This window comes from Pseudomonas sp. MF6776 (assembly GCF_016613125.1).
Classification (GTDB): Bacteria; Pseudomonadota; Gammaproteobacteria; order Pseudomonadales; family Pseudomonadaceae; genus Aquipseudomonas; species Aquipseudomonas iridis.
In genome coordinates, this window is the sequence record NZ_JAENSQ010000011.1 from 51969 (window position 1) to 74957 (window position 22989).

General features: G+C 59.4%; 23 protein-coding genes. 11 read left to right on the forward strand and 12 right to left on the reverse strand.

The features are described 5' to 3' along the window. Positions 1-3: 3 nt before the first annotated feature. Positions 4-954, reverse strand: a complete 951-nt coding sequence (locus tag JJD74_RS14770) for a DnaJ C-terminal domain-containing protein (RefSeq protein ID WP_042557436.1) — start codon at positions 952-954, stop codon at positions 4-6. A gap of 291 nt (positions 955-1245) precedes the next feature. Here JJD74_RS14770 and JJD74_RS14775 point away from each other — a divergent pair, with 291 nt between their 5' ends. Then, on the forward strand, positions 1246-2514 hold the full coding sequence (locus JJD74_RS14775) for an Hsp70 family protein (protein ID WP_200615042.1): 1269 nt from the start codon (positions 1246-1248) through the stop codon (positions 2512-2514). 102 nt (positions 2515-2616) lie between these two features. Here JJD74_RS14775 and JJD74_RS14780 read toward each other — a convergent pair whose 3' ends face one another. From JJD74_RS14780 to JJD74_RS14790, 3 genes are all read right to left on the reverse strand, one after another. Then, positions 2617-3630, reverse strand: coding sequence for an AI-2E family transporter (locus JJD74_RS14780; protein WP_042557434.1), 1014 nt, complete (start codon positions 3628-3630; stop codon positions 2617-2619). A gap of 247 nt (positions 3631-3877) precedes the next feature. Further along, the gene (locus tag JJD74_RS14785) at positions 3878-4183 is read right to left on the reverse strand and encodes a PsiF family protein (protein ID WP_042557433.1); all 306 of its coding nucleotides are present in this window, start codon (positions 4181-4183) and stop codon (positions 3878-3880) included. 63 nt (positions 4184-4246) lie between these two features. After that, entirely contained in the window at positions 4247-5041 is a 795-nt protein-coding gene (locus JJD74_RS14790; protein WP_042557432.1) for an AraC family transcriptional regulator, read from the reverse strand. Between the two features lie 96 nt (positions 5042-5137). On the opposite strand from JJD74_RS14790, the gene JJD74_RS14795 reads away from it, so the two are divergent. After that, a complete protein-coding gene (locus JJD74_RS14795; protein ID WP_200615044.1) occupies positions 5138-6025 on the forward strand; it encodes a DMT family transporter in 888 nt (295 codons plus the stop codon). Between the two features lie 121 nt (positions 6026-6146). Here JJD74_RS14795 and JJD74_RS14800 read toward each other — a convergent pair whose 3' ends face one another. Together JJD74_RS14800 and JJD74_RS14805 are read right to left on the reverse strand one after the other, a co-directional pair. Next, complete coding sequence (locus JJD74_RS14800; RefSeq protein WP_200615046.1) at positions 6147-7025, reverse strand: esterase/lipase family protein; 879 nt, start codon at positions 7023-7025, stop codon at positions 6147-6149. Positions 7026-7145: 120 nt separating this feature from the next. Then, positions 7146-7793, reverse strand: a complete 648-nt coding sequence (locus JJD74_RS14805) for an FMN-dependent NADH-azoreductase (RefSeq protein WP_200615048.1) — start codon at positions 7791-7793, stop codon at positions 7146-7148. Positions 7794-7913: 120 nt separating this feature from the next. Between JJD74_RS14805 and JJD74_RS14810 the strand changes: the two genes are divergently transcribed. Further along, positions 7914-8861 (forward strand): LysR substrate-binding domain-containing protein, encoded by a 948-nt coding sequence (locus JJD74_RS14810; RefSeq protein ID WP_042557428.1) that lies wholly within the window; start codon positions 7914-7916, stop codon positions 8859-8861. A 91-nt stretch (positions 8862-8952) separates the two neighbouring features. Beyond that, a complete protein-coding gene (locus JJD74_RS14815) occupies positions 8953-9486 on the forward strand; it encodes a ferritin-like domain-containing protein (protein ID WP_042557427.1) in 534 nt (177 codons plus the stop codon). 117 nt (positions 9487-9603) lie between these two features. Here JJD74_RS14815 and JJD74_RS14820 read toward each other — a convergent pair whose 3' ends face one another. Beyond that, entirely contained in the window at positions 9604-11679 is a 2076-nt protein-coding gene (locus JJD74_RS14820; RefSeq protein WP_200615050.1) for an AsmA family protein, read from the reverse strand. Between the two features lie 385 nt (positions 11680-12064). Between JJD74_RS14820 and JJD74_RS14825 the strand changes: the two genes are divergently transcribed. The 7 genes from JJD74_RS14825 (at position 12065) to JJD74_RS14855 (ending at position 17304) form a co-directional block, all read left to right on the forward strand. Beyond that, the gene (locus tag JJD74_RS14825; RefSeq protein WP_200615052.1) at positions 12065-12442 is read left to right on the forward strand and encodes a hypothetical protein; all 378 of its coding nucleotides are present in this window, start codon (positions 12065-12067) and stop codon (positions 12440-12442) included. Between the two features lie 170 nt (positions 12443-12612). After that, entirely contained in the window at positions 12613-13245 is a 633-nt protein-coding gene (locus tag JJD74_RS14830) for a TetR family transcriptional regulator (RefSeq protein WP_042557424.1), read from the forward strand. A 301-nt stretch (positions 13246-13546) separates the two neighbouring features. Then, entirely contained in the window at positions 13547-14047 is a 501-nt protein-coding gene (gene ureE, locus JJD74_RS14835; RefSeq protein WP_115145917.1) for an urease accessory protein UreE, read from the forward strand. After that, positions 14044-14718, forward strand: a complete 675-nt coding sequence (locus JJD74_RS14840) for an urease accessory protein UreF (RefSeq protein ID WP_115145918.1) — start codon at positions 14044-14046, stop codon at positions 14716-14718. The genes ureE and JJD74_RS14840 overlap by 4 nt, the downstream gene beginning before the upstream one ends. Before the next feature lie 38 nt (positions 14719-14756). Continuing rightward, positions 14757-15371, forward strand: coding sequence for an urease accessory protein UreG (gene ureG, locus JJD74_RS14845; RefSeq protein WP_042557421.1), 615 nt, complete (start codon positions 14757-14759; stop codon positions 15369-15371). A 27-nt stretch (positions 15372-15398) separates the two neighbouring features. Beyond that, complete coding sequence (locus tag JJD74_RS14850; RefSeq protein ID WP_200615055.1) at positions 15399-15971, forward strand: HupE/UreJ family protein; 573 nt, start codon at positions 15399-15401, stop codon at positions 15969-15971. A 199-nt stretch (positions 15972-16170) separates the two neighbouring features. Next, positions 16171-17304, forward strand: coding sequence for an AGE family epimerase/isomerase (locus JJD74_RS14855; RefSeq protein WP_200615057.1), 1134 nt, complete (start codon positions 16171-16173; stop codon positions 17302-17304). A 94-nt stretch (positions 17305-17398) separates the two neighbouring features. On the opposite strand, the gene JJD74_RS14860 is transcribed toward JJD74_RS14855, so the two are convergent. From JJD74_RS14860 to livM, 5 genes are all read right to left on the reverse strand, one after another. Next, positions 17399-18304: a cation diffusion facilitator family transporter gene (locus JJD74_RS14860; RefSeq protein ID WP_042557418.1), complete on the reverse strand. Its 906-nt coding sequence runs from the start codon at positions 18302-18304 to the stop codon at positions 17399-17401. Between the two features lie 198 nt (positions 18305-18502). Continuing rightward, positions 18503-19267, reverse strand: a complete 765-nt coding sequence (locus JJD74_RS14865; RefSeq protein WP_115145921.1) for an SDR family oxidoreductase — start codon at positions 19265-19267, stop codon at positions 18503-18505. Between the two features lie 837 nt (positions 19268-20104). Beyond that, positions 20105-20821, reverse strand: a complete 717-nt coding sequence (locus tag JJD74_RS14870) for an ABC transporter ATP-binding protein (protein WP_042557417.1) — start codon at positions 20819-20821, stop codon at positions 20105-20107. Beyond that, a complete protein-coding gene (locus JJD74_RS14875; RefSeq protein WP_016985385.1) occupies positions 20818-21690 on the reverse strand; it encodes an ABC transporter ATP-binding protein in 873 nt (290 codons plus the stop codon). The genes JJD74_RS14870 and JJD74_RS14875 overlap by 4 nt, the downstream gene beginning before the upstream one ends. Then, positions 21687-22988, reverse strand: a complete 1302-nt coding sequence (livM, locus tag JJD74_RS14880; RefSeq protein WP_115145922.1) for a high-affinity branched-chain amino acid ABC transporter permease LivM — start codon at positions 22986-22988, stop codon at positions 21687-21689. Before livM ends, JJD74_RS14875 begins: the two co-directional genes overlap by 4 nt. Between the last annotated feature and the right edge of the window lies 1 nt (position 22989).

A 22989-nucleotide genomic window follows, 5' to 3' on the forward strand; every position in this document is an offset into this window, starting at 1 on the left:
GGTTCAGAAGTTCTCTCGCGGATTGAAAGCGGCTTTCTTCGCCAGTTCCTGCCACAGCGCCTTGACCTCGTCATCGGCGGTCTTTGGCATGACGGCTTTGAGCTGCACGAACAGATAACCACGCTCACCGGCCTTGTTTTTCAGACCATGGCCCTTGGCGCGCATGCGCTGGCCGTTCTGGCTGCCGGCCGGCACCTTGAGGTTGATCTTGCCGGTCAGGGTCGGCACGGCCACTTCGGCACCCAGCGCCAACTCCCACGGTGCCAACGGCAGCGTGATGATCAGGTTCTCGCCTTCGACATCAAATTTTGGGTGCGGCGCCAGACGGATGGTCAGGTACAGGTCGCCACTCGCTCCCCCCCCCACACCCGGTGCACCCTGGCCCTTGAGGCGGATGCGCTCACCGTCGGTCACGCCCGCTGGGATCTTCACGTTCAGGCTTTTGCTGGTGTTGCTGACGTGCTGGCCCGCTGCGTTGTATTGCGGCACCTGGAAGGTGACCTTTTTCGATTCGTTCGAAAGGGTTTCTTCGAGGAAGATCGGCAGTTCCATTTCCACGTCTTGCCCTCGGCGCCCTGCACTGCGTTGTTGCCGACCGTCACCGCCACCGAAACCGGGGCCGCGATTGCCGAAGATCGAACTGAAGAAGTCCGAGAAGTCGCCGGTGTCCTGACCGCCGCCGCCAAAACCGCCACGGCTCTGCCAGCCCGGTGGCCCCTGGAACGGCTGACCGTGCTGGCCGTAGCGGCGCAGCTCGTCGTATTCGGCGCGTTTGTCGGCGCTTTTCAGCGCTTCATAGGCTTCCGACGCGTCCTTGAATTTGGACTCGGCGTCTTTTTCCTTGCTGACATCGGGGTGGTACTTGCGCGCCAGCTTGCGATAGGCAGCCTTGATAGCCTTGTCGTCTGCTGTCGGCTCCACGCCGAGTATCTTGTAATAGTCTTTGAAGTCCATTGAAGGAATCACCATCCGTTATCGATTTCGCGCCCATGCAGCATGCGCCGATTCGCGCGTGCCGGGTTGACCGATCTCAAGTTTGTGACCGGGTGGCGCTGCAGAAGTTTATCGGCAGTGGACGGCGGTTCTTGCGACCGCCGGTGTATCTGCCGGCCCATGCCAGCAAGTTTGGGGCAAAGCTGCGAGTTTCAAGCGAGATTAGTCATCAAATAGCAGATGACCGGCCTACGAATCTGCCGCGCACTGACATACACTGCGCGGCCGTTTTTTTGACCGGAACCGAAAGACATGAAAGACGCCTCTCCAGCCCGTGCCTGCGGCATCGACTTCGGCACGTCCAACTCCACCGTCGGCTGGCTGCGCCCCGGCATGGAAACGATGATCGCGCTGGAAGACGACAAGATCACCCTGCCGTCGGTGGTCTTCTTCAACTTCGAGGAGCGCCGCCCGGTGTACGGTCGCCTGGCGCTGCACGAGTACCTGGAAGGCTACGAAGGCCGCCTGATGCGCTCGCTGAAAAGCCTGCTCGGCTCCAAGCTGATCAAGCACGACACCAGCGTCCTCGGCACGGCGATGCCGTTCAAGGACCTGCTCGGCCTGTTCATCGGCCAATTGAAGAGCCGCGCCGAAACCGCCGCCGGTCGGGAATTCGAGCAAGTGGTGCTCGGCCGCCCGGTGTTTTTCGTCGATGACGATCCGCTGGCCGACCAGGAAGCCGAAGACACGTTGGTGGACGTGGCGAAAAAGATTGGTTTCAAAGACGTCTCGTTCCAGTTCGAACCGATCGCTGCGGCCTTCGACTACGAGTCGACCATCGAAAAGGAAGAGCTGGTCCTGATCGTCGACATCGGCGGTGGTACATCCGACTTCTCGCTGGTCCGCCTGTCGCCCGAGCGTCGCGGTGTGGATAACCGCCACGACGACATCCTCGCCACCGGCGGCGTGCACATCGGCGGTACCGACTTCGACAAACAGCTGAGTCTGCAGGGCCTGATGCCGCTGTTCGGCTACGGCAGCCGCATGAAGAGCGGCGCCTATATGCCGACCAGCCACCACATGAACCTGGCGACCTGGCACACGATCAACTCGGTGTACTCGCAAAAATCGAGTTTGGCGCTGGGCAGCATGCGCTACGACATCGAAGACACGGGCGGCATTGATCGTCTGTTCAAGTTGATCGAACAACGCGCCGGGCACTGGCTGGCGATGGAAGTCGAGGAAACCAAGATCGAGCTGACCCACGCCGACAGCCGCCATGTGCCGCTGGACCGCATCGAAGCCGGGTTGAGTGTGGAACTGACGCGAGCATTGTTTGAATCAGCGATCGATGCGCTGCTGGAGCGGGTGCGCGGCAGCGTCACGAATTTGCTGAACGACGCCAATGTGCGCGTCGATCAAGTCGATACGGTGTTCTTCACCGGTGGTTCCAGCGGCATCCCGGCGCTGCGCAACAGTGTTTCGGCGATGTTGCCGAATGCGCGACATGTCGAGGGGAACATCTTCGGCAGCATTGGCAGCGGCTTGGCGATTGAAGCCCGTAAACGGTATGGCGTTTAACGCCAGCTGCAAGTTGCGAGCTTCAAGCTGCAAGCAGGATCAAAAGCGCATCTGCTTTTGCCCTTACTTGCAGCTTGCAGCTGAAAACTCGAAGCTGCCGTTTTAAACCATTCCGCCGAGCTTCAACTCACTCTTCAGATACGCATAATAAATCGGCCCCGCCACTACGCCCGGCAGGCCGAATGCGGCCTCGAACACCAGCATTGCCAGCAGCAACTCCCACGACTTGGCACTGATCTGCCCGCCGACAATGCGCGCGTTGAGGAAGTATTCGAGCTTGTGGATAAAAATCAGATAACCCAGTGCGGCCATCGCCACCCAGATCGACAGCGACAGGCCGACGATGGTGATCAGCGTGTTCGATATCAGGTTGCCGATCACCGGCAACAGGCCGAGCAGGAAGGTCAGGACGATCAGGGTTTTGGTCAGCGGCAGATGAATGCCGAACAGCGGCAGGACCACCGCGAGGAAAATCCCGGTGAAAAACGTGTTCAGCAGAGAAATCTTGATCTGCGCGAAAACAATGTTGCGAAAAGCCTGAACCAGCAGGTGCAGACGGTCGAACAGTGCGGCGGCCAACGGTTTGCGCTTGGTCACGTCCGGTATGCGCTGCAAGGCTATGATCGCGCCGAGCACCATGCCGATCAGCAAGGTCACGAACATGTGCGCCGCGTCTTTGCCCACCAGTTGCAGATCGGACAGGTGTTTGCTCATCCATTCGCCGATGGCCACGCGAAATTCAGCGGCGCTGGCCGGCAAATAGGCGTCGATGAACGGCGGTAATTGACCGCGCGCACGGTCGACCACGCCCATGAATTTGTCCAGAGAGGCGCCGGGATTCTCCGCCTCGTGCAGGAGGAAACTGATAGCCCCGGCGAAGAGCAAAGCCAGCGCACTGACCACCAGCGTACCGAGCAGTGCCACCGCCAGCCAACGGGCACGCCGGCCTTCGATCAGCCGTTGCAGTTGTGGGGTGAGCATGTTGACCAGCTCGAATACCAGCAACCCGGCCAGCAGGCTGGGCAACAAACGCAGCGGCAGGACGAGCAGCAACCCGCCGAAAATGATGATGCAACTGACCCAGAACACAACATGACGCTCAGAAAACGTTGGCATACAGCCTCAAAACGAACGGCGTTAAAGGATGGGCAGTCTGCCAGCGATCGAGGGGGAGCACTAGGGATATGCTGGGGCAAGCCTGATCGGGGCCATGAGTCAAAAGCTCAGGGGGCTATCTGGCCTCATCGCTGGCAAGCCAGCCCACAGTGATTGCGTCGTACACAAATTATCTGAGCCCACCAAAACCCTGTGGGAGCGGGCTTGCCCGCGATGAGGCCGGCACGCTCACCACAAGGTCAGAGGATCACTTTTTCTTCAGGCACTCACTCATGAATGCCTTGCGCGCATCGCCGCTCAGGGCTTTGGTTTTCGCATCGGCGTTGCACGTGGTCATCTTCTGCTGCTGCGGGGTCAGGGCCTTGGCGTCATTGGCCGCTGGCGCTGCCTTGAGGCAAGTGCTCATGAAGGTTTTGCGCTCATCGCCTTTCAGACTCTTGGCGGTCGCATCGGCATTGCAGGTGGTCATCTTGTTCTGTTGCGCCGTGGCGGCGAAACCCTGGGAACACAGGAGCAAACCAATCATCAACAAAGGGACACGCAACATCTTCATGGAGTTTTCTCCTTGTCGCCGCTTCGATGGAGGCGGCCTTCGCTGGAGTGTAGCCAAATCCTGTTACATCTTCCTGCCTTCCAGGTGACTGCGGCGGTACTGCTCCGGCGTGCAGCCGGCCTGCCGCGCGAACATGGCGATAAACGCCGAGCCGCTGCTGTAGCCGAGATCAAAAGCGATTTCCTGCACGCTGCGCGGCGTTTCCAGCGCTTCAATGGCCGCGAGATAACGCAGGCGCTGGCGCCACTCACCGAAACTCATCCCCAGTTCTCGAACAAACTGCCGCGCCAACGTGCGCTCGCTGACATGCACCTGCAACGCCCAGTGCGCCAGCGGCTGGTTGTTGCCTGGCTCCGCTTGCAGGGTCTCAAGAATCGCCAGCAGTCCGGGGCTGCTTGCATACGGCAGATAACACTCATGCACCGGCGCCTGTTGCAGTTGATCGACCAGCACCTGAGCCAGACGCTGATCAGCCTCCCGTTCGGGAATCTTCACGTCACGGGCGGCGAAGTCCTTGAGGATCGCCTTGAGGATATCGCTGATCGCCAGCGTACAGGCCCGCGCCGGCAGCTCGGCGCAAACCTTGGGATCGAGACATACCGCCCGGTAATTGACCGGTTGATGACTGTAGAAACTGTGCTCGACCTGCGGTGGCACCCACACTGCGTATTGCGGCGGCGACATGAAACGACTGCCGTCGACGTCCATGTGCAACACCCCGTGAGCGGCGTATTCCAAAGTGCCCCACGGGTGACGGTGCGGCGCGGCAAACTCATGGGCGTTGAAATCGGCGTAACGGAAGTACACCGCTGACGGCAGTTCGCTGAAGTCGAGCAGATCGATGTGTTTACTGTTCATGCTGTCCGCTTTCAGTGGCAGGTTGTCTGGTTCGAAGTATAGGGCTGCATCCAGACAGGGGATAATCACGTTTCATCAACGTACTGGTTTCAACGCATGCAATACGCTTTTCCCCTGCTGACGATCTTTATCTGGGCCGGCAACACCGTGATCAACAAACTCGCGGTCGGCGCGATCTTCCCGGCCGAGATCGGTTTCTACCGCTGGCTGCTCGCCGGTTTGCTGTTCACCCCGTTCATGCTCAAACAAGTGATCGCGCATTGGCCGCAGATCCGCCCCAACCTGGGCAAGATTTTCGTCCTCGGCGTGCTCGGCATGGCGGTGTATCAAAGCCTCGCCTACTTCGCCGCGACCCTGACCACGGCAACCAACATGGGCATCATCCTGTCGCTGATGCCATTGATGTCGCTGGCCATGGCAATCATCAGCCTCGGCCAGCGCCTGACTGCCGGTGCGTTGGTGGGCGCGGTGCTGTCGTTTGCCGGTGTGCTGGTAGTGGTGTCGTCGGGCAGCCTCGGCGCGTTGCTGCAACACGGCGTGAACCTGGGCGATGCGATGATGCTGATCGCCACGCTGGCCTATGCGATTTACAGCACGTTGCTGAAGAAATGGCAGCTGCGTCTGCCACCGCTGGTGTTGCTGTATCTGCAGGTGCTGGTGGCGATTGTGGTGTTGTTTCCGCTGTTTGCCGCCTCACCGAAAACCGGGCTGACGCTGCAGAATATTCCGCTGGTGTTGTATGCGTGCCTGCTGGCCTCGATGCTCGCGCCGTTGGCGTGGATGCAAGCGGTAATGCGCCTGGGGCCGAGCCGGACGACGTTGTTCTTCAACTTGCTGCCGTTGATTACCGCGCTGATTGCCGCGCTGGTGTTGAAGGAGCAACTGGCGATGTATCACCTGGTGGGTGGTTTGCTGACGTTGGGCGGGGTGATTCTGTCCGAGCGGTGGACGACGGTGTTGGGCCGCAAACTCAGCGTTGCCTGATCTGGCCTCAATCGCTGGCAAGCCAGCTCCCACAGTTTTTGTGTCGAACGCAACTTTTGTGAACGACCTCATCACTTGTGGGAGCTGGCTTGCCAGCGATGAACGATGACTCGGTTGTGAGTTAAAGCCCGGCAGCTTTCAGACGCGCCGCATGCTCGACAAACAGCCGCACCGGATCCGCGCCCTTGCCCACCAGCCCCAGCGACTGGTTGACGATGTCGAAGTGATCCAGCGGATAGTCGTCGCCAATCACCGTGCCCAGGTGCGAGCTGTAACGCCCGACCATCCCGTCGCACTGCCCCGGCTCACGGACAAAGGTTTTCGCAAACAACCGACAGCTGCGATTGGTCCCGTCGAACAAATTGCCGCCACGATCCGTCTTGCCCGGCTGCAAGGTCCCTGACCACGAGTAATACCGAACGCCGTTGACCTCTTCCGGCCCGTGGCCGCCCCAGGTTTCAGGCAGGCCCTGTGGATAACGCTGATTGAACAGCGCCACGCCTTCAGTGGTCAGCGATTGATGCGAGGCATGGATATCCACCGGCAGTTTCGGCCCGTGATAACCGGTATCCAGCAACGCCATCAGCCAGCCGACAACACGCAGCAGCACCTCGAGGATACGACCCTTGGCGCTGTCTGCAGGATAGTGTTTGTGCAGATAGTCGGCCAGTTCCGAACCATGATTGGGCCCGGCCACCGAAGTGACCGACGCCACCAGATCCGGACGTTTAGCTGCAGCGTAACGCGCCGTCAACGAGCCCTGACTGTGGCCAAACAGGTTGACCTTCTGCGCCCCGGTTTCACGCAAAATCTCGTCGATGCGCGCGAGCAACTGCTCGCCACGCACCTCGGTCGAATTGAGCGGCGACACCTGCACCGCAATCACGGTTGCACCACCGCGGCGCAACGCCTTGATGATCCCGTACCAATATGGATAAATCACCAGCCGGATAAATCCGAGCATTCCCGGCACCAGCACCAATGGATAACGCGTCGACATAGGCAAACATCCTTGTAGTCGGTGAGTGGATGCAAGGCGTGCAAAACACCCGCCAAGCATCCGCTGTAATGATGACAACGCAGCGTCCAGCCTACTTCAGCCCTGCAACCCCCGCCACAATCAGGCCACCTGGAACTCCCTCGCGAGTTCGAGCAGGCGCTGCTCCGCCTCGGCCACCGATACTGCGAAAGTGCGTTCGGCAGACTCCTCGCCTTCGGCCGCGACCACCGTGACGTCGTTGATACCGATGAAGCCCAGCGCCGTGCGCAGCCATGGGTCGGCGTGATTCAGTGCCTCCAGCTCTGCGCCCGGACCGAACCCGAAGCCGCCGCGACTGGTGACGATCAACGCCCTCTTGCCCTGCAACAGCGGCGTGTACTGGGCCACACCGTTGTCGAGCGTGTGATCGAAGGTCAGGCCCAATCGCACAATCTGATCGACCCAGGCCTTGAGGCCGCTGGGCACGCTGAAGTTGTACATCGGCGTGGAAATCAGCAGCAGGTCGTTATCGAACAACTCGCCGACCAGTTGATCGCTGAGCGCCAGATCAGCCTGCATCGACAGCGAACGAGCTTCGGGCTCGGGATGGAATGCCGCCGCGACAAAGGCCTCGTTGACCGCCGGAATCAACGTCCGGCCGACTTCACGACGAGTCACTTGGGCCTGTGGATAACGCACCTGCCAAGCGCTGAGAAAACCTTCCGCCAGACGCCGCGAGTGCGAACGGTCGCCACGCGGGCTGGCATGAATTACAAGAATTTTGCTCATCTGTACGTCCTCCGGACTAGAATCCAACTGCTTGTGGCTTGCAGCTTGAGGCTCGTAGCCGCCCGTCTTCAAATGAGCAAAAATCATTCAGGATGAATCCATTTCATCCATGGAGTTTCAATGTTCGCCTCCTTGCCGTTGACCGCCCTGCGCGCCTTCGAATCCGCTGCACGCTTGCTGAGCTTCAAGGCTGCAGCCGAAGAATTGTCGGTAACGCCCACGGCGATCTCCCATCAGATTCGGGTGCTGGAGGATTGGCTCGGCGTTGCCCTGTTCGAACGTCTGCCGCGCAAGGTGCGCCTCACAGAGGGCGGCGAGCGGCTGTTTCGCAGCCTGCATGGCGCGCTGCTGGAAGTGGCGCAAAGCGTCGACACCCTGCGCCCGCAACGCAGCGGCAGCAGCCTGACGCTGTCGACCACTGCCGCGTTTGCCGCGCTGTGGCTGGTGCCGCGCCTCGGGCGGTTTTATGCCAGGCACCCGAACATCAATGTGCGCCTGGACACGCACTGCGAAGTCATCGATCTGCATCAGGACGCCAGCGTCGATCTGGTGCTGCGTTACAGCCTCGACGACTACTCGAACCTGTATGGCCTGTGTCTGTTCGATGAATCGTTCGGGGTCTATGGATCGCCCGAACAAGTCGCGTTGGCCGGGCGACGCACGCCGACGCTGATCAGCGTGCGCTGGCACAACTCGAAGCTGTATGCCCATGGCTGGGAAGCGTGGTGCGCGAAGTCCGGTGCGAACTGGCTGAATCAGCATCCAGCGATTCGCGAATACGATGAAGAGCATTACGCGTTGCAAGCGGCGATCGCCGGGCAAGGCTTGGTGCTGGCGAGCAATATTCTGGTTTCGGAAAGCATCGCCAGTGGTTTGCTGGTGCCATTTCAAGGCGATGTGCAAGTCGACGGTGCCGGCTACAGCGCGCTGTGTGTGCCGGGGCGCGAGCGGCATCCGCCGGTGCGGGCGTTTTTTGCGTGGTTGCAGGAAGAGGCACTTTTGTCAGGGCTGGCACCAAGGTCACAGCCTTTGGCAACGCACACAGGGCAAGCCTCGCAAATCTCATAAAACTTTTTGCATCGCGTATGACTCACAACCTGGGTAGGCGATCGCGCCTGTAGAGCGTGGCGCCAATCGGATTAGCCTCCAGGAGACTGAAATGAGCGACGACCTGCATCTGTCTGATGTCCAAACCCTGCGCGAACGTGCGCGCCAACACGTCGAGAACGGCGCCGTAACCGAAAGCTACAGCGCCAACCGCGAAGAAGTGCTGCGTTTGCTCAACGAATCGCTGGCCACTGAACTGGTCTGCGTCTTGCGCTACAAACGTCACTACTTCATGGCCAGCGGTCTGAAGGCCAGCACCGCTGCCGATGAGTTTCTCGAACACGCCAAGCAGGAAAGCGAACACGCTGACCGACTGGCCGAGCGTATTGTGCAATTGGGCGGCGAACCGGAGTTCAATCCGGACATGCTGTCGAAAATGTCCCACGCACAATATGTAGCCGGCAACAGTTTGAAGGAGATGGTCTACGAAGACCTGGTGGCCGAGCGGATCGCGATCGATAGCTATCGCGAAATCATTCAGTACATCGGCGAAAAAGACCCGACCACCCGCCGCATCTTCGAAGACATCCTCGCGCAGGAAGAAGAGCATGCGGATGACATGGCCGACATTCTGAAAGATCTGTAAACCTTCAAAATCTCATTCGCGAGCAGGCTCGCTCCCACAGTTGACCGCATTCCTTCAGATGGATGCGGTTAAATGTGGGAGCGAGCCTGCTCGCGAAGGGGCGCTTATGGGCACTCGCTATTTTGTAGGTTTTACGGTCACCGGTGCCTTACCGGCCTTCATCTGCTCCAGCAACGGCGCACACTGATTCGGCTCGCCACCGCTCGGCGCCACCAGTGCCAGCAGCCCAGCCGCCGGCGCCGCAATCACTCCCAACGCCACCATCCCCGCGCCGCGCAACAACAGCGGGACTGGTTTAACGCCAGCGTCGGGTTTGATGAACTTGCCGCGTACATACAGCGGCGAACGCAACGAGATCAAACGCCAGCCCTTGGATTCCGGCGTCACCGTCAGGTCCAGTTGCTCGGTCGCCATGTTCGCCGTGCCGTCGATATAGATGATCGCGTTCTCGGTATCGAAGACAAACAGCCGCGTGGACGCCAAACCAGTCTTGATATCGAAGTCCGCCGCCGCGCAGTTGATCTTCACTTCTTTGTCGCCAAAGATTTTGCCGACCACGTAGTTGCCGACGTTGAGACCTGCAAGCTCCATCAGTTCGCGACTGATCGCGCCGTCGTTGATCAGCATCTTCAAGCTGCCGTTAGCGCCGCCCAGCAGTTTCGCCACCGAGTTACCGCGCCCACTGATATTGGCGTCGCCATTGAGCTCGCCGAAGCTGGTTTTCATCGGCTCGAAGGTCGGGAACAGTTCCTTGAGTTTGAACCCGCGCGCCGTCAACTTGGCCCGGCCTTCCAGCGGCTCGGTGCGCCCGTTCAGACGAATTTGCGCATCGAGTTTGCCGCCAGCCACGCCGAAGCGCAGCGGCTCCAGACTGAGTTCGCCGTCGTTGAGTATCAGATGGGTATAAAGGTCGGTGAACGGCAGTTTTTCGCTGTGGACGATACGCTTGCCAGTGAACTCGACATCGGCATCCATCGCGCGCCAGCGGTCAGTCTTGAATTCGTCCACCGGCAGGACTTTGTCCGCCGGTTGCTTGCTCTGTGCACTGCCAGTTTTTGGCTTGTCGTTGGAGTCGGCACCGATCAACGGCCCGAGGTCAGCGAACAGCAGTTGGTTGGACACCAGCGCGCCGCTGAGCTTGGGCCGAGGCTGACTGGCAACGTAAGTCAGGTCGCCGTGGATGTCGCTGCTGCCGATCTTGCCGTTGAATTTTTCATAGGTGAATTTCGCGCCGGCATCATCGTGCAACTTGGCGATGAGATGACCATCGGTGGCGTACGGAGGCGTGTCCGGCAGGGTCACTCCGGTCAGCGGATAGAGGTTACCGAGGCTGTCACCGGCCAGTTTCAGACGCAGGTCGAGGGCGCCGAGATTGAGCGGATCGGTCAGGGTGCCGGCCAGTTCAATGCGGGTATCGCCGATTTTCGCCTGGGCCTGCAGCGGGAACGGTTTGCTCGAGTCCTGCAAGGCCAGCAGCCCGCCGATTTTGCCCTGACCACTGAGATTCTGGCCGTGATACTGACCTTTCACCTTTAATGCAAAAGCGTAATCCTGCGGCACGCCAACCTTGTCCTGAGTGGTTTTCGCCGCTTTGTCGCCGACGATATCGCTGTAAGGAATCGGCTTGCCCAGTGGATCGATCAACACATCAAGGTTGGTCCTCAAGGTCTGATCGTCAAGCGTGACGTGGCCCTTGTCGAACTTGATGGCGCCGATATCAACGACCCAGTTCGACGGCTCGGCATTCGGATCCTTGGGATCGAACTTGAACGTCCAGTTGGCGCGGCCGTCAGCCAGGCGTTGCAACTCGGCGTTGGGTTCGGTCAGGTCGATGCGCGGGATCACCACACGTTGCGCCAGCAAGGCCAACGGCGAAATACGCAACTCGACGCGCTTGAGCGTGACCATCTGCGGCTGCTTCGACCAGTCCGGGTTGCCCAGGCTCAAATCCTCGGCGACCACATGCGGCCAAGGCACCCAGGCGCGCCAGCCGCCTTCATCCGGCTCGCGTTGCCAAATCACCGCAAGGTTGCCGTTGATGGCAAACGGTCGGTGCAATTCTTCCGAGACTTTGGCATTGAGCGGCGGTTTGATCCGGTTCCAGTCGAAGAACACGATGATCAGCACCAGTACAGCCAATAGCAGTACGAGGATGGAGAAGGTCCAGCTGAAGATTTTTCCAGTGCGCGTCATGCACAAAACTCCTGATCACGACCGCACGCCCAAGCCACGGCGTACGGCTGAAACGGCGGGCCAAAGCGGCCCCTATGAAATCTGTGACTGGCAAAAGGCCCGCAGGTTTAATCGAAAGACCGATTAAGACGCAAAAAGCCGCGCCAAATCCGACCGATCGGTCAGGCAGCGTTACCGCCACCCGCACTTTTGCGAGGCACGAGTGGGTCGAAAATACCCACTGCGGTGCAAAAGCGCCCCTCTGGAAGGCCCGTTCTAGAGCCTCCCGCTTGAACAATCAATTCTGTTGATTATTACCATTGCGTTTATGAACTTTTATATCGACTTATCGAGAGTAGCATTGCCCTCGTACCCACTTTATCGCCCTCCCAAGGAGCAACCCATCATGAAACGCCAATTACTACTGAGTCTTACCCTTTCGATGCTAGCCAGCACTGCTTTCGCTCTGCCCGCTGCCGAACAAGCCACTCCGCAAGTCAAAGACAGCCACTCGGTGTTCAGCCAAACCCTGGCCGAAGACGGCTATGACAAAACGCCACAAGGTCAACTTGCCGAGAACGGTCGCAATCGTCTGGAAGAAAAAGGTCTGGTTGAAGACGGCTACGACAACACCCCACAAGGCCAGGCTGTGGCCGAAAACGGTCGTAATCGTCTGGAAGAAAAAGGTCTGGTCGAAGACGGCTATGACAAAACCCCACAAGGCCAAGCGCTTGCCGAAGGTGGTGGTGACCGTGTGATCGAACGCAACAGCGCTGTGAGCTGAGCCCATGGCGGCCCTGAAAAAAAGCCCAATCCCCGGATTGGGCTTTTGCCTTTTTAGCCGCAGCCCTCAATAAGTCGCCATTTCCCCGCTACCTGCCCCGCTGCCGTTCGACGCCGATAAAGCCGATTTGCTAGAGTGCGGCGCTTGTCCTGCCAAAGAACACACCTGCGATGCTGCCCCGCGCCGAACAGAAGCAACAGACCCGCAACGCCCTGATGGACGCTGCCCGCCACTTGATGGAAAGCGGCCGAGGATTCGGCAGCCTGAGCCTGCGCGAAGTGACGAAAACCGCCGGCATCGTGCCCACCGGTTTCTATCGGCATTTTGCCGATATGGACGAACTCGGTCTGGTGCTGGTCAGCGAAGTGGGCCAGACCTTCCGCGAAACCATCCGCTTGGTGCGCCATAACGAATTCGTCATGGGCGGCATCATCGATGCGTCGGTGCGGATCTTCCTCGATGTGGTCAGCGCCAACCGTTCGCAGTTCCTGTTTCTGGCGCGCGAGCAGTACGGTGGTTCGCTGCCGGTGCGCCAGGCGATTGGCCGTCTGCGCGAGAACATCAGCTCCGACCTCGCGGCCGACCTGACGATGATGCCCAAGCTTCAGCATCTGGACGCTGACGGCCTGAGCGTGATGGCCGATCTGATCGTCAAATCGGTGTTCGCCACCCTGCCGGACATCATTGACCCGCCAGCCGACGCCTTGCCCGAGCATTTGACGCCCCAGGCGAAGATCACCCAGCAGTTGCGCTTCATCTTCATCGGGCTCAAGCACTGGCAAGGCCTGGGCAGTACTGAATAGCCCCCTCTCTTTGTGATGTAGCCGAATTCCCCTGTGGGAGCGAGCCTGCTCGCGAAAACGGTTTGTCATTCACCCTTTCCGGTGACTGAAAGATTGCCTTCGCGAGCAGGCTCGCTCCCACAATGGCTCAGCGTCACAGCCTCTATTTGGTGCATGTAAAAATCTTCATGCACCAAAACGCTTCAAATCCCCGCAACATCCTGCAACACCCTCTACGATCCTACAGGGATTTCCTACATATCGTCCGATTGGCAAGCCCCTTGCTCTAGCCTGAGTATTGTCCACTGCTGGAAGCTTTCCGATGTTGGTGATTCATCGCAGAATCGACCCTCAACCCGTCTGGGCCGCCGAGTTGCACCTGACCTTCGAAGCCCGAAGCAAGAGCCGTTTGCGCTGTTTCAGTGCCGAGAACGAAGACGTCGGGTTGTTTTTGGAGCGAGGGCAGCCGCCGTTGTATGACGGCGAATGCCTACAAGCCGAGGACGGTCGCATCGTCCGTGTCTGCGCCCGCGCCGAACAACTGCTGCACGTCACCTGCGCCAATGCCTTCGAACTGACCCGCGCCGCGTATCACCTGGGCAATCGCCACGTCGCCCTGCAAGTCGGCGATGGCTGGCTGCGCTTGCTCGACGACTACGTGCTCAAAGCCATGCTGGAACAACTCGGTGCGCAGGTCGAAGCGCTTGAGGCCCCGTTCCAACCGGAACACGGTGCCTACGGCGGCGGCCATCACCATTCGCGGCACGGCGACGAAGATTTCAACTACGCGCCAAAACTGCACCAGTTCGGCGTTCGTTTATGAACCCAGCCTGGGCGCTGCTGCGCCTGGCCAGTCCGCAATTGCCGATTGGCGGCTACAGCTATTCGCAAGGCCTGGAAATGGCTGTGGATAACGGCCGCGTGAACAACCCGGACAGCGCCCGCCGCTGGATCAGCGATCAGTTGCTGCTCAATCTCGCCCGTTTCGAAGCACCGCTGCTGCTTGCCCATTGCCAGGCTGCCGCCGAGGAAAACTGGGGCGAACTGCAGCAAATCTGCGAAACCCACCGTGCCAGCCGCGAGACTCGCGAGTTGCACCTGGAAAGTCGGCAGATGGGTTACTCGCTGCAGCAGTTGCTCAACGGCTTGCCAGAACTCGACGCGCCGGCGCGCAGCTTTCTCGAGCAATGCGCCGAACCGCATCTGGCGCTCGGCTGGGCACTGGCTGCTCGCGCCTGGGGGATCAGCCCCCAAGACGCCCTCGCCGCCTGGCTGTGGAGCTGGCTGGAAAACCAGCTCGCCGTGCTGATGAAAACCTTGCCGCTGGGCCAGCAAGCCGCCCAGCGCCTGACCAGCGAATTGCTGCCGCTGCTGCAACAGGCGCAGCAAGACGCGACCCACATCAAACCCGAACACATGGGCAGCGCCGCGTTCGGCCTGTCCCTGACGTGCATGGCCCATGAGCGCCAGTACAGCCGTCTGTTCCGTTCCTAGGGCCCGTCATTTTGGGCCTTTTATTTTGGAGAAGCCGTATGAACACACAACCTTTGCGTATCGGTATCGGCGGCCCGGTCGGTTCCGGTAAAACCGCGCTGACCCTGGCCCTGTGCCTCGCCTTGCGCGAGCGCTACAACCTCGCCGTGGTCACCAACGACATCTACACCCGCGAAGACGCCGACTTTCTGGTGCGCAACGAAGCGCTGGCGCCGGAGCGGATCATCGGCGTGGAAACCGGCGGCTGCCCGCACACGGCGATCCGCGAAGACGCCTCGATCAACCTAGAAGCGGTCGATCAGTTGAACCGGCGTTTTCCAGGGCTGGACCTGATTCTGGTGGAGTCCGGCGGCGACAACCTGTCGGCGACGTTCAGCCCGGAACTGTCTGACCTGACCATCTACGTGATCGACGTCTCGGCCGGCGACAAGTTGCCGCGCAAGGGCGGGCCGGGCATCTGCAAATCTGACCTGCTGGTGATCAACAAGATCGACCTGGCGCCGCTGGTCGGTGCCTCGCTGGAAATGATGGATAGCGACACCCGACGCATGCGCAACGGCAAGCCGTTCGTGTTCAGCAACCAGAAAACCGGTCAGGGTCTGGACGCAATCATCGCCTTCATCGAACGCCAGGGCTTGCTGACCGCAGCCTGATTCATTTATCAACAAGGAAGCTTATCCATGACACTCAAACGTATTTTCAGCGCCGTTGCGCTACTGCTGACCCCGGCACTGGCCTTCGCACATCCGGGTCACGGCGACAGCGGCTTGATCGCGGGCATCAGCCACCCGATTGGCGGCCTCGACCACTTGTTGGCGATGGTCGCCGTCGGCTTGTGGGCCGCGCAGCAAAAAGGCGCGGCGCGCTGGGCGCTGCCTTGCACTTTTGTCGGCACCATGCTGATCGGCGGCATGCTCGGTTTTGAAGGGCTGGAACTGCCGGCGCTGGAAAGCGGGATCGCCGCATCGGTGCTGGCGCTGGGCCTGGCCGTGGCGCTGGCGGTGCGTCCGCCGCTGGTAATGGCGGTAGCGGCGACGGCGCTGTTTGCGTTGTTCCATGGTGTCGCGCATGGCCTTGAGTTGCCGGAGATGAGCAGCCCTTGGGCGTACGCGGCAGGTTTTGTAGCTGCGACTGCGGCCCTGCATGCGGCCGGTTATGGCGTGGTCCGCGTGTTGCCGCAGGCTGCGGCGCCACTGGTGCGCTTGGCAGGTGCGGCTTCGGCGGCGACCGGGGTCTGGTTGCTGGCTGGCTGATCTCTGTCGCCTGTACCGGCCTCATCGCTGGCAAGCCAGCTCCCACAGCTCATTTGGTGTAGCCACAATCATGTGAACACCGAAGATCCCTGTGGGAGCTGGCTTGCCAGCGATGACGACCGATCAGACTCCGAGCCTCTAAAGGCTGCCGCTCTGCTACCATGTCGCGCAATCGCCCCAGCCGTGACGACGTCCGCCAATGCCCCATGCTTCCCGCTCCAAATCCCTGCCTGAATTGACCGCCCTGTTCACCGAGGTGCAGCAGCACTTCGTCAACGTGATCGTGCCGCTCTGGCAAGGCCCGGGCTGGAATGCCGAGATGGCATTGCCCTACGAAGCACTCGACGCCGCGCACCAGCCCTTGCCAGCGCAACGTTATCGGGCGATGGCCTGTGCACGGCAGCTGTATCTGTTTTCCAGCCTGATCGGCGTTGTGGATAACGCAGAAGAGCGTGCGGCCGCGCTGTTCCGTTCTCTGCAACGACACTTCCACGATGCCGAGCACGGCGGCTGGTTCTACAGCATCGATGCCCAGGGCAAACCGCTGGATCAGCGCAAGGATCTCTACACCCACGCGTTCATCCTGTTTGCCTGCGCGCATTACTGGGAAAAATCCCGCGAGCCGCTGGTGGAATCGACGTTGAACGCCGCGCTGGAAGTCATCGGTCAGCGTTTCGCCACCGGCGATGGCCTTTACGAAGCCTGCCTTGACCGCAACTGGCTCACCCTCGAAACCGGCCCGTTGCAAAACCCGTTGATGCACCTGGCCGAAGCCTTCCTCGCCACTCTGCACGTGCGCCAGGACAGCGCTACGCAACAGGCGCTACTTGAGTTATGCACAGCCATGCACAAGCGTTTCATCGACCCGCAACATGGCGTGTTGATGGAAAAACCTTTGGGCGCTGTGGATAACTGGTACGAGCCAGGGCACCAGTTCGAATGGTATTTCCTGCTGCAATCGTCAGCGTTGCTGCGCGGTTCGAAATTGCATTCGGCGCTTGATAAGGCGTTTGCCTTCACCGAGCAATTCGGCGTGGAGCAGCCCAGCGGTGCGGTGCGGGCGATGCTTGATCTGGAAATGGACGGACGTCCAAAAGATTCGACTCAGCGGATCTGGGCGCAGGCCGAATATCTGCGCGCGCTGACCTTGCGCCCCGACAGCGAAGCCGTGGTGCTGCATCAATTGCAGGCATTGCAACAGCGCTTTCTGCATGCCGGTGGCTGGCATGAGTGCCGCGATGAGCAGGGCGAAGTCAGCCGCAAGGACATGCCCTCGACCACCCCGTATCACCTGGCGACGTGCTACCGCGGCCTGGCTGAATATCTTCTTTGATTGATCTACCGTTATCGCGAGCAGGCTCATTCCTATAGTTGGAATGAATTCCTCTTTAAGAGTGAGCCTGCTCGCGATGGCCGTTATACGGTGTCTAGGCGATCCACTTCTTGTCGCCCGTGAAGCTGATGGTCAACCATCGCGCCGCATCCGGTTTGCCCAGCTTCGCGGAAATCTCTTCACGCAGGGCATCCAGTTGCCCGACGTTCTCCAGCCGGTAATCCGCCGGCAACACCACATGAATCTCGATAAACCGCGCCCGTCCGTGCTTCTGCACGTAAGACACATAATCGTCGAAACCATGCTCGGCCTTCGCCGCGTCCATCACCTGGCGCACGTGGTCATTCAGCGTGTCCGGTGCAATGCCAAGCACATCGCGTAATGCCGGGCCGAGGATCTTGAAGGCCGGTGTCAGCATGGTCAGGGCCAGTACGATCAGGATCAGCGGATCGACGTAAACCGCCCATTCGCCATAGCCCTGGGACTTGAGCAGCAGCGCCGTGAGAAAACTGATCAACAGGCCCACAGAAAGCATCGCGTCCACCAGCCAACTGATGTTGTCGAACTGGATCAGGCTGGATTTGAGCTTGCGATTGCGCCGACGCACGTAGAAGAAGTACGCGAACTCGACCACGGTAAACACGGCGGCATAGATGATCACCAGCCCCAACTCAATGTCCCGGCCACCGTCGATGATGCCGAACACACCGTTGAGAAACGCGTAGATGGCAATCAACAGCAGGAAACTGCCTTCAATCAGCAGCACCATGGGCTCCAGATGCCAGAAGCCGAACTGGAAACGGTGATTGCTTTCCTTGGCGATCAGCTTGGCAGTGATCAGCATCAGTACTTTGATGAAGGTTGCGATCAGCGAGAAAAAACCATCGAACAGGATGGATTGCGAACCTGAAACAAAACCGGTGACGATCCCGGCAATCGACACTGCAAACATCAGGATGGTCGATTGTTTGAGCAGCGACTGCTCACCTCGGTTACTCACGTAGCCTCCTCTAAAAACCTTGAAAACCGCGGGGTGCGGTGGGGTTGCTGGGAGAGGAGTCTACCTTATCGGGATTTATTGCCTGTTTTGGCCCATCGCTGGCAACCCAGTTCCCACAGGATCGTCGGTGTACACAAACCTTGTAGTCGACTTGTTACCTGTGAGAGCTGGCTAGCCAGCGATAGCCGTTATGCGCTCTTAAGCCTTGTTCCGCTCGATGGCAAACCCGGCCCAGGTCTGGCTCACCGGCATCAATTCCAGGCTATTGATGTTGATATGCGCCGGCGCATTCATCACCCAGAAAATCGTCTCGGCGATGTCTTGCGGCTGGATCGGCTCGGCCCCGGCGTAGGTGGCGTTGTACCGTTCCTGATCACCGGCAAAACGCACCAGCGAGAATTCGCTCTCGCACAGCCCCGGCTCAATGTTGCTGACGCGCACGCCGGTGCCCTGCAAGTCGCAGCGCAGGTTCAGCGAAAACTGCTTAACAAACGCTTTGGTCGCGCCGTAGATATGGCTGCCAGGGTACGGATAGTTGCCGGCGATGGAGCCGAGGTTGACGATGCCAGCGCCACGACCATGGGCGATCAGGCGCGGCAACAGCAAGCGAGTGGCGTACATCAGGCCTTTGACGTTGGTGTCGACCATGGTGTCCCAATCATCCAGATCGCATTTCGGCGCAGGGTCCACGCCCAACGCCAGGCCCGCGTTGTTGATAAGGCCACGCAGTTTGGCGAACGATGGCGGCAGGTTGGCAATCGCCTCCTCCATCGCCTTGCGATCGCGCACATCAAGCACCAGGCCATGCACTTCAGTCTGCCTGGACAACTCAGCGCACAGAGCGTTGAGGCGTTCTTCACGACGACCGGTTAGCACCAGTTTCCAGCCAGCCTCGGCAAAACGACGGGCGCAAGCTTCACCAAAACCGGACGTCGCGCCGGTGATAAACAGGGTGTTGGACATCGTGTTCTCCTTGCTTCGACCGCGAGGGCAGCCATTGGAATAGAAAATCAGCAGGCAGCATGCCCGGCCGCGCAAGCACGGGCAACACCCGCTCACTGTATAAAAAACAAACAATCGTTCCGACGCCATAGCCAGCGTGGCCTGTAGCCATGTGCACGCATGTTATCCACAGTCCCTTCCACAGTTTCCGGGGGCAAGTGGAAGCGCGCAAAGCCGCGCCACACAAGGCTTTGCGGGCGAAATGGAAAGTTTTTTGCTTGACCATGGAGCGCTACCTGTGCGGGACATGGCATTTTGCACGACAGGTCGGTTGGAGCAGTGATTGCGCGAGGCCAGTAATTACGGCCCTTAGCGGGGTCTTTCCAGAGTTTAATCACAGACTTATCCACAGGCTTGCACCCATCAAAAGTGCGGCGATGCAGCCCCCACAAAAAGGTTGACAAAGACGTCTGCCACTCCAGCAAAAACACCTGATCAAAAAACAACCACACGCCTGAAAGCCACGGTTTTAAAGGGATTCAGCCAGCTACTCCCACGTTATTCACAGCCAGCTCCACAGCAAACGGGGACAAGTCAAAACTGTGGAAAAACAGCCATTTGCAGCGTCTATATGTCGCGCTTTGGCAGGTAGCGGAATTTGTTTTCCACAATTCTGGAAATTACACAATTCACCCGTGGGAGCGAGCCTGCTCGCGAAGTCGATGGCACATGCAGATAATCAGGTGACTGATACACCGCATTCGCGAGCAGGCTCGCTCCCACAGGGGGTTGTGTTGAATTTGAAGGATAAAAAAGCCCCGAGGCTCGCGCGTCGGGGCTTGTGCATAACGATGTAACTCAGTGCCCGCCCAGATAGGCGTTACGCACCTCCTCGTTCACCAGCAACTCCTTACCGGTGCCCGTCAGGCGAATCTCGCCGTTGACCATCACGTACGCCCGATCCGACAGCTTCAACGCATGGTTGGCGTTCTGCTCGACGAGGAAAATCGTCATGCCGGTTTTGGCCAGTTCCCGCAGGGTCGCGAAGATCTGCTTCACAACAATCGGTGCCAGACCCAGGCTCGGTTCATCGAGTAGCAACAACTTCGGTCGGCTCATCAATGCGCGAGCAATGGCGAGCATCTGCTGTTCACCGCCGGACATGGTCATCGCCCGCTGCGTGCGCCGCTCTTCAAGCCGTGGGAACAGCTCGAACATGCGCTGCATATCCTCTTTGGCATACTTGTCACCAATCGGGATGGTGCCCATCAACAGGTTTTCCTCGACGGTCATGTCAGGGAACACCCGCCGTCCTTCCGGCGACTGCGCAATGCCGTTGGACGCGATGTAGTGCGATGACTTTTGGGTAATGTCGACGCCTTGATAAATGATCTGCCCGTTCGCCGCCCGGGGCTGGCCGAAGATCGACATCAGCAATGTTGATTTACCCGCTCCATTGGAGCCGATCAGGCTGACGGTTTCCCCTTCATTGATCTGCAGCGAAACGCCTTTGAGTGCCTGGATCGGGCCGTAGAACACGTCCAGGTTCTTCAGTTCGAGGATCGGTTGGCTCATACCAGCTCCTCTTCGTCGGCGCCCAGGTAGGCGGCAATCACTTTCGGGTCGTTACGGATAGCTTCAGGTCCGCCTTCAGCGATAACGATGCCGTGGTCCAGCACCACGATGTGGTCGGAAATGCTCATTACCATGCCCATGTCGTGTTCGATCAGCACCACGGTCAGATCATGCTCGTCGCGCAGCAGCCGGATCATTGCGCTCAGCGCTTCGGTTTCCTGAGGGTTGAGGCCGGCGGCCGGTTCGTCGAGGCAGATGATCTGCGGCCGCGTGCACATGGCCCGGGCGATCTCCAGACGGCGTTGCTGGCCGTACGAAAGCTCACCGGCGAGACGGTTGGCGCAGTCGACCAGATCGACCACTTCCAGCCAGTAGAACGCACAATCCAGCGCGTCGCTTTCGGCTTTGCGATAGCCCTTGGTGTTAAGGATGCCGGCGAGCATGTTGCGGTTGACCCACATGTGCTGGGCCACCAGCAGGTTTTCCAGCACGGACATTTCCTTGAACAGACGAATGTTCTGGAAGGTACGAGCCAGGCCTGCGCGGTTCACCAGATGGGTGCCGCCGAACATCTTGTAGTACATCCGGCTGAGAAAGCTTTTCGGCGAAACGAAGTCGGTCGGTTTGAACGACTCACCCAATAGCTGAATGACGTTGGTCTGCTGCCCGCGCACGTTGAGTTCGATCTTGCCACCGGACGCCTTGTAGAAACCGGTCAGGCAGTTGAACACCGTGGTCTTGCCGGCACCGTTGGGGCCGATCAGGGCGAAGATCGAGTTGCGTTTGACCTTCAGGCTGACATCGCTCAACGCCTTGATGCCACCGAAATGCATCATCAGTTTTTCAACAGAGAGTACGACTTCACTCATGGCGCAGTCCTCTCGTAGTGAATGGCACCTTTGCGTGGTTTGACCCCGGTACGGCTGATGCGAATCAACCCGCGTGGTCGCCAGATCATCATCAACACCATCAGAATGCCGAACAGCAGCACGCGATACTCAGCAAACCCGCGCAGCAGTTCCGGGGCGACGGTCAGCACAAACGCTGCAATCACCACACCGATGGTCGAGCCCATGCCGCCGAGCACGACGATGGCGAGGATCAGGGCCGATTCGAAGAACGTAAACGAGGTCGGGTTGACGAAGCCCTGATAAGTCGCGAAGAACACACCCGCCAGACCCGCCGTCGACGCGCCGATGGTGAAGGCCGAGAGCTTGACCAGTACGTGGTTGAGGCCCATCGAGCGGCAGGCGATTTCATCTTCACGCAGGGCTTCCCAAGCGCGACCGACCGGCATCTTCACCAGTCGATGCTTGATGTACAGCACGGCCAGCACCACGAGGAACAGCACCGCGTAGATGAAGTAGTACTTCACGTCCGGGTTGTAAGCGATGCCGAAAAACTCATGAAACGGCACCCCGCCATCCTTCGCGCGCTTGCCGAGTTCCAGACCGAAGAACGTCGGCAGCGGCGCCGCCATGCCGTTCGGGCCGCCGGTCAGGGACAGCCAGTTGTTGAGGACCAGACGAATGATCTCACCGAAGCCCAGGGTCACGATCGCCAGATAGTCGCCATGCAGGCGCAGCACCGGGAAACCGAGGATGCAGCCGGCAAGCCCCGCGGTGATCGCCGCCAGCGGCAGCACCGTCCAGAAACCCAGCCCCAGATATTGATAACCGAGCGCCAGACCGTAGGCACCGATGGCGTAGAACGCCACGTAACCAAGGTCGAGCAAGCCGGCCAGGCCAACCACAATGTTCAGCCCAAGCCCCAACAGCACATAGATCAACCCGAGGATGACCACGCCAAGCAGGTACGAGTTGGAGAAGAACGGCACGGCCACTGCCAGCAGAACCACCAGCGGGATAATCCAGCGTAGGCTTGATTTATGATCGGCGGGCAATACATGCACACCCGACCCGGCGCTCTCGAATCCGTCGAGAATTTTCAGGCCCTTGGGCGTTTGCAGAAACAGGCTGAGGGCAAAGCGGCCGGCCATGACGATGGCAATGATCCAGGCCACGCGGGTCATTTCAAGGTTGAAGCTGTAACCGTCGAGTACGACACCGACAATTGGCCCGAAAACAATCAAGGCAATCAGACCGGCCAGAATCGCCTCAACCAGGCTTTTTTTGACATCAATGGATTTTTTAGTGGTTGAAGACATC

Coding starts and splice junctions, on each gene's coding strand:
- JJD74_RS14770 (WP_042557436.1), bottom strand. CDS start 954: ATGGACTTCAAAGACTATTACAAGATACTCGGCGTGGAGCCGACAGCA.
- JJD74_RS14775 (WP_200615042.1), top strand. CDS start 1,246: ATGAAAGACGCCTCTCCAGCCCGTGCCTGCGGCATCGACTTCGGCACG.
- JJD74_RS14780 (WP_042557434.1), bottom strand. CDS start 3,630: ATGCCAACGTTTTCTGAGCGTCATGTTGTGTTCTGGGTCAGTTGCATC.
- JJD74_RS14785 (WP_042557433.1), bottom strand. CDS start 4,183: ATGAAGATGTTGCGTGTCCCTTTGTTGATGATTGGTTTGCTCCTGTGT.
- JJD74_RS14790 (WP_042557432.1), bottom strand. CDS start 5,041: ATGAACAGTAAACACATCGATCTGCTCGACTTCAGCGAACTGCCGTCA.
- JJD74_RS14795 (WP_200615044.1), top strand. CDS start 5,138: ATGCAATACGCTTTTCCCCTGCTGACGATCTTTATCTGGGCCGGCAAC.
- JJD74_RS14800 (WP_200615046.1), bottom strand. CDS start 7,025: ATGTCGACGCGTTATCCATTGGTGCTGGTGCCGGGAATGCTCGGATTT.
- JJD74_RS14805 (WP_200615048.1), bottom strand. CDS start 7,793: ATGAGCAAAATTCTTGTAATTCATGCCAGCCCGCGTGGCGACCGTTCG.
- JJD74_RS14810 (WP_042557428.1), top strand. CDS start 7,914: ATGTTCGCCTCCTTGCCGTTGACCGCCCTGCGCGCCTTCGAATCCGCT.
- JJD74_RS14815 (WP_042557427.1), top strand. CDS start 8,953: ATGAGCGACGACCTGCATCTGTCTGATGTCCAAACCCTGCGCGAACGT.
- JJD74_RS14820 (WP_200615050.1), bottom strand. CDS start 11,679: ATGACGCGCACTGGAAAAATCTTCAGCTGGACCTTCTCCATCCTCGTA.
- JJD74_RS14825 (WP_200615052.1), top strand. CDS start 12,065: ATGAAACGCCAATTACTACTGAGTCTTACCCTTTCGATGCTAGCCAGC.
- JJD74_RS14830 (WP_042557424.1), top strand. CDS start 12,613: ATGCTGCCCCGCGCCGAACAGAAGCAACAGACCCGCAACGCCCTGATG.
- ureE (WP_115145917.1), top strand. CDS start 13,547: ATGTTGGTGATTCATCGCAGAATCGACCCTCAACCCGTCTGGGCCGCC.
- JJD74_RS14840 (WP_115145918.1), top strand. CDS start 14,044: ATGAACCCAGCCTGGGCGCTGCTGCGCCTGGCCAGTCCGCAATTGCCG.
- ureG (WP_042557421.1), top strand. CDS start 14,757: ATGAACACACAACCTTTGCGTATCGGTATCGGCGGCCCGGTCGGTTCC.
- JJD74_RS14850 (WP_200615055.1), top strand. CDS start 15,399: ATGACACTCAAACGTATTTTCAGCGCCGTTGCGCTACTGCTGACCCCG.
- JJD74_RS14855 (WP_200615057.1), top strand. CDS start 16,171: ATGCCCCATGCTTCCCGCTCCAAATCCCTGCCTGAATTGACCGCCCTG.
- JJD74_RS14865 (WP_115145921.1), bottom strand. CDS start 19,267: ATGTCCAACACCCTGTTTATCACCGGCGCGACGTCCGGTTTTGGTGAA.
- JJD74_RS14870 (WP_042557417.1), bottom strand. CDS start 20,821: ATGAGCCAACCGATCCTCGAACTGAAGAACCTGGACGTGTTCTACGGC.
- JJD74_RS14875 (WP_016985385.1), bottom strand. CDS start 21,690: ATGAGTGAAGTCGTACTCTCTGTTGAAAAACTGATGATGCATTTCGGT.
- livM (WP_115145922.1), bottom strand. CDS start 22,988: ATGTCTTCAACCACTAAAAAATCCATTGATGTCAAAAAAAGCCTGGTT.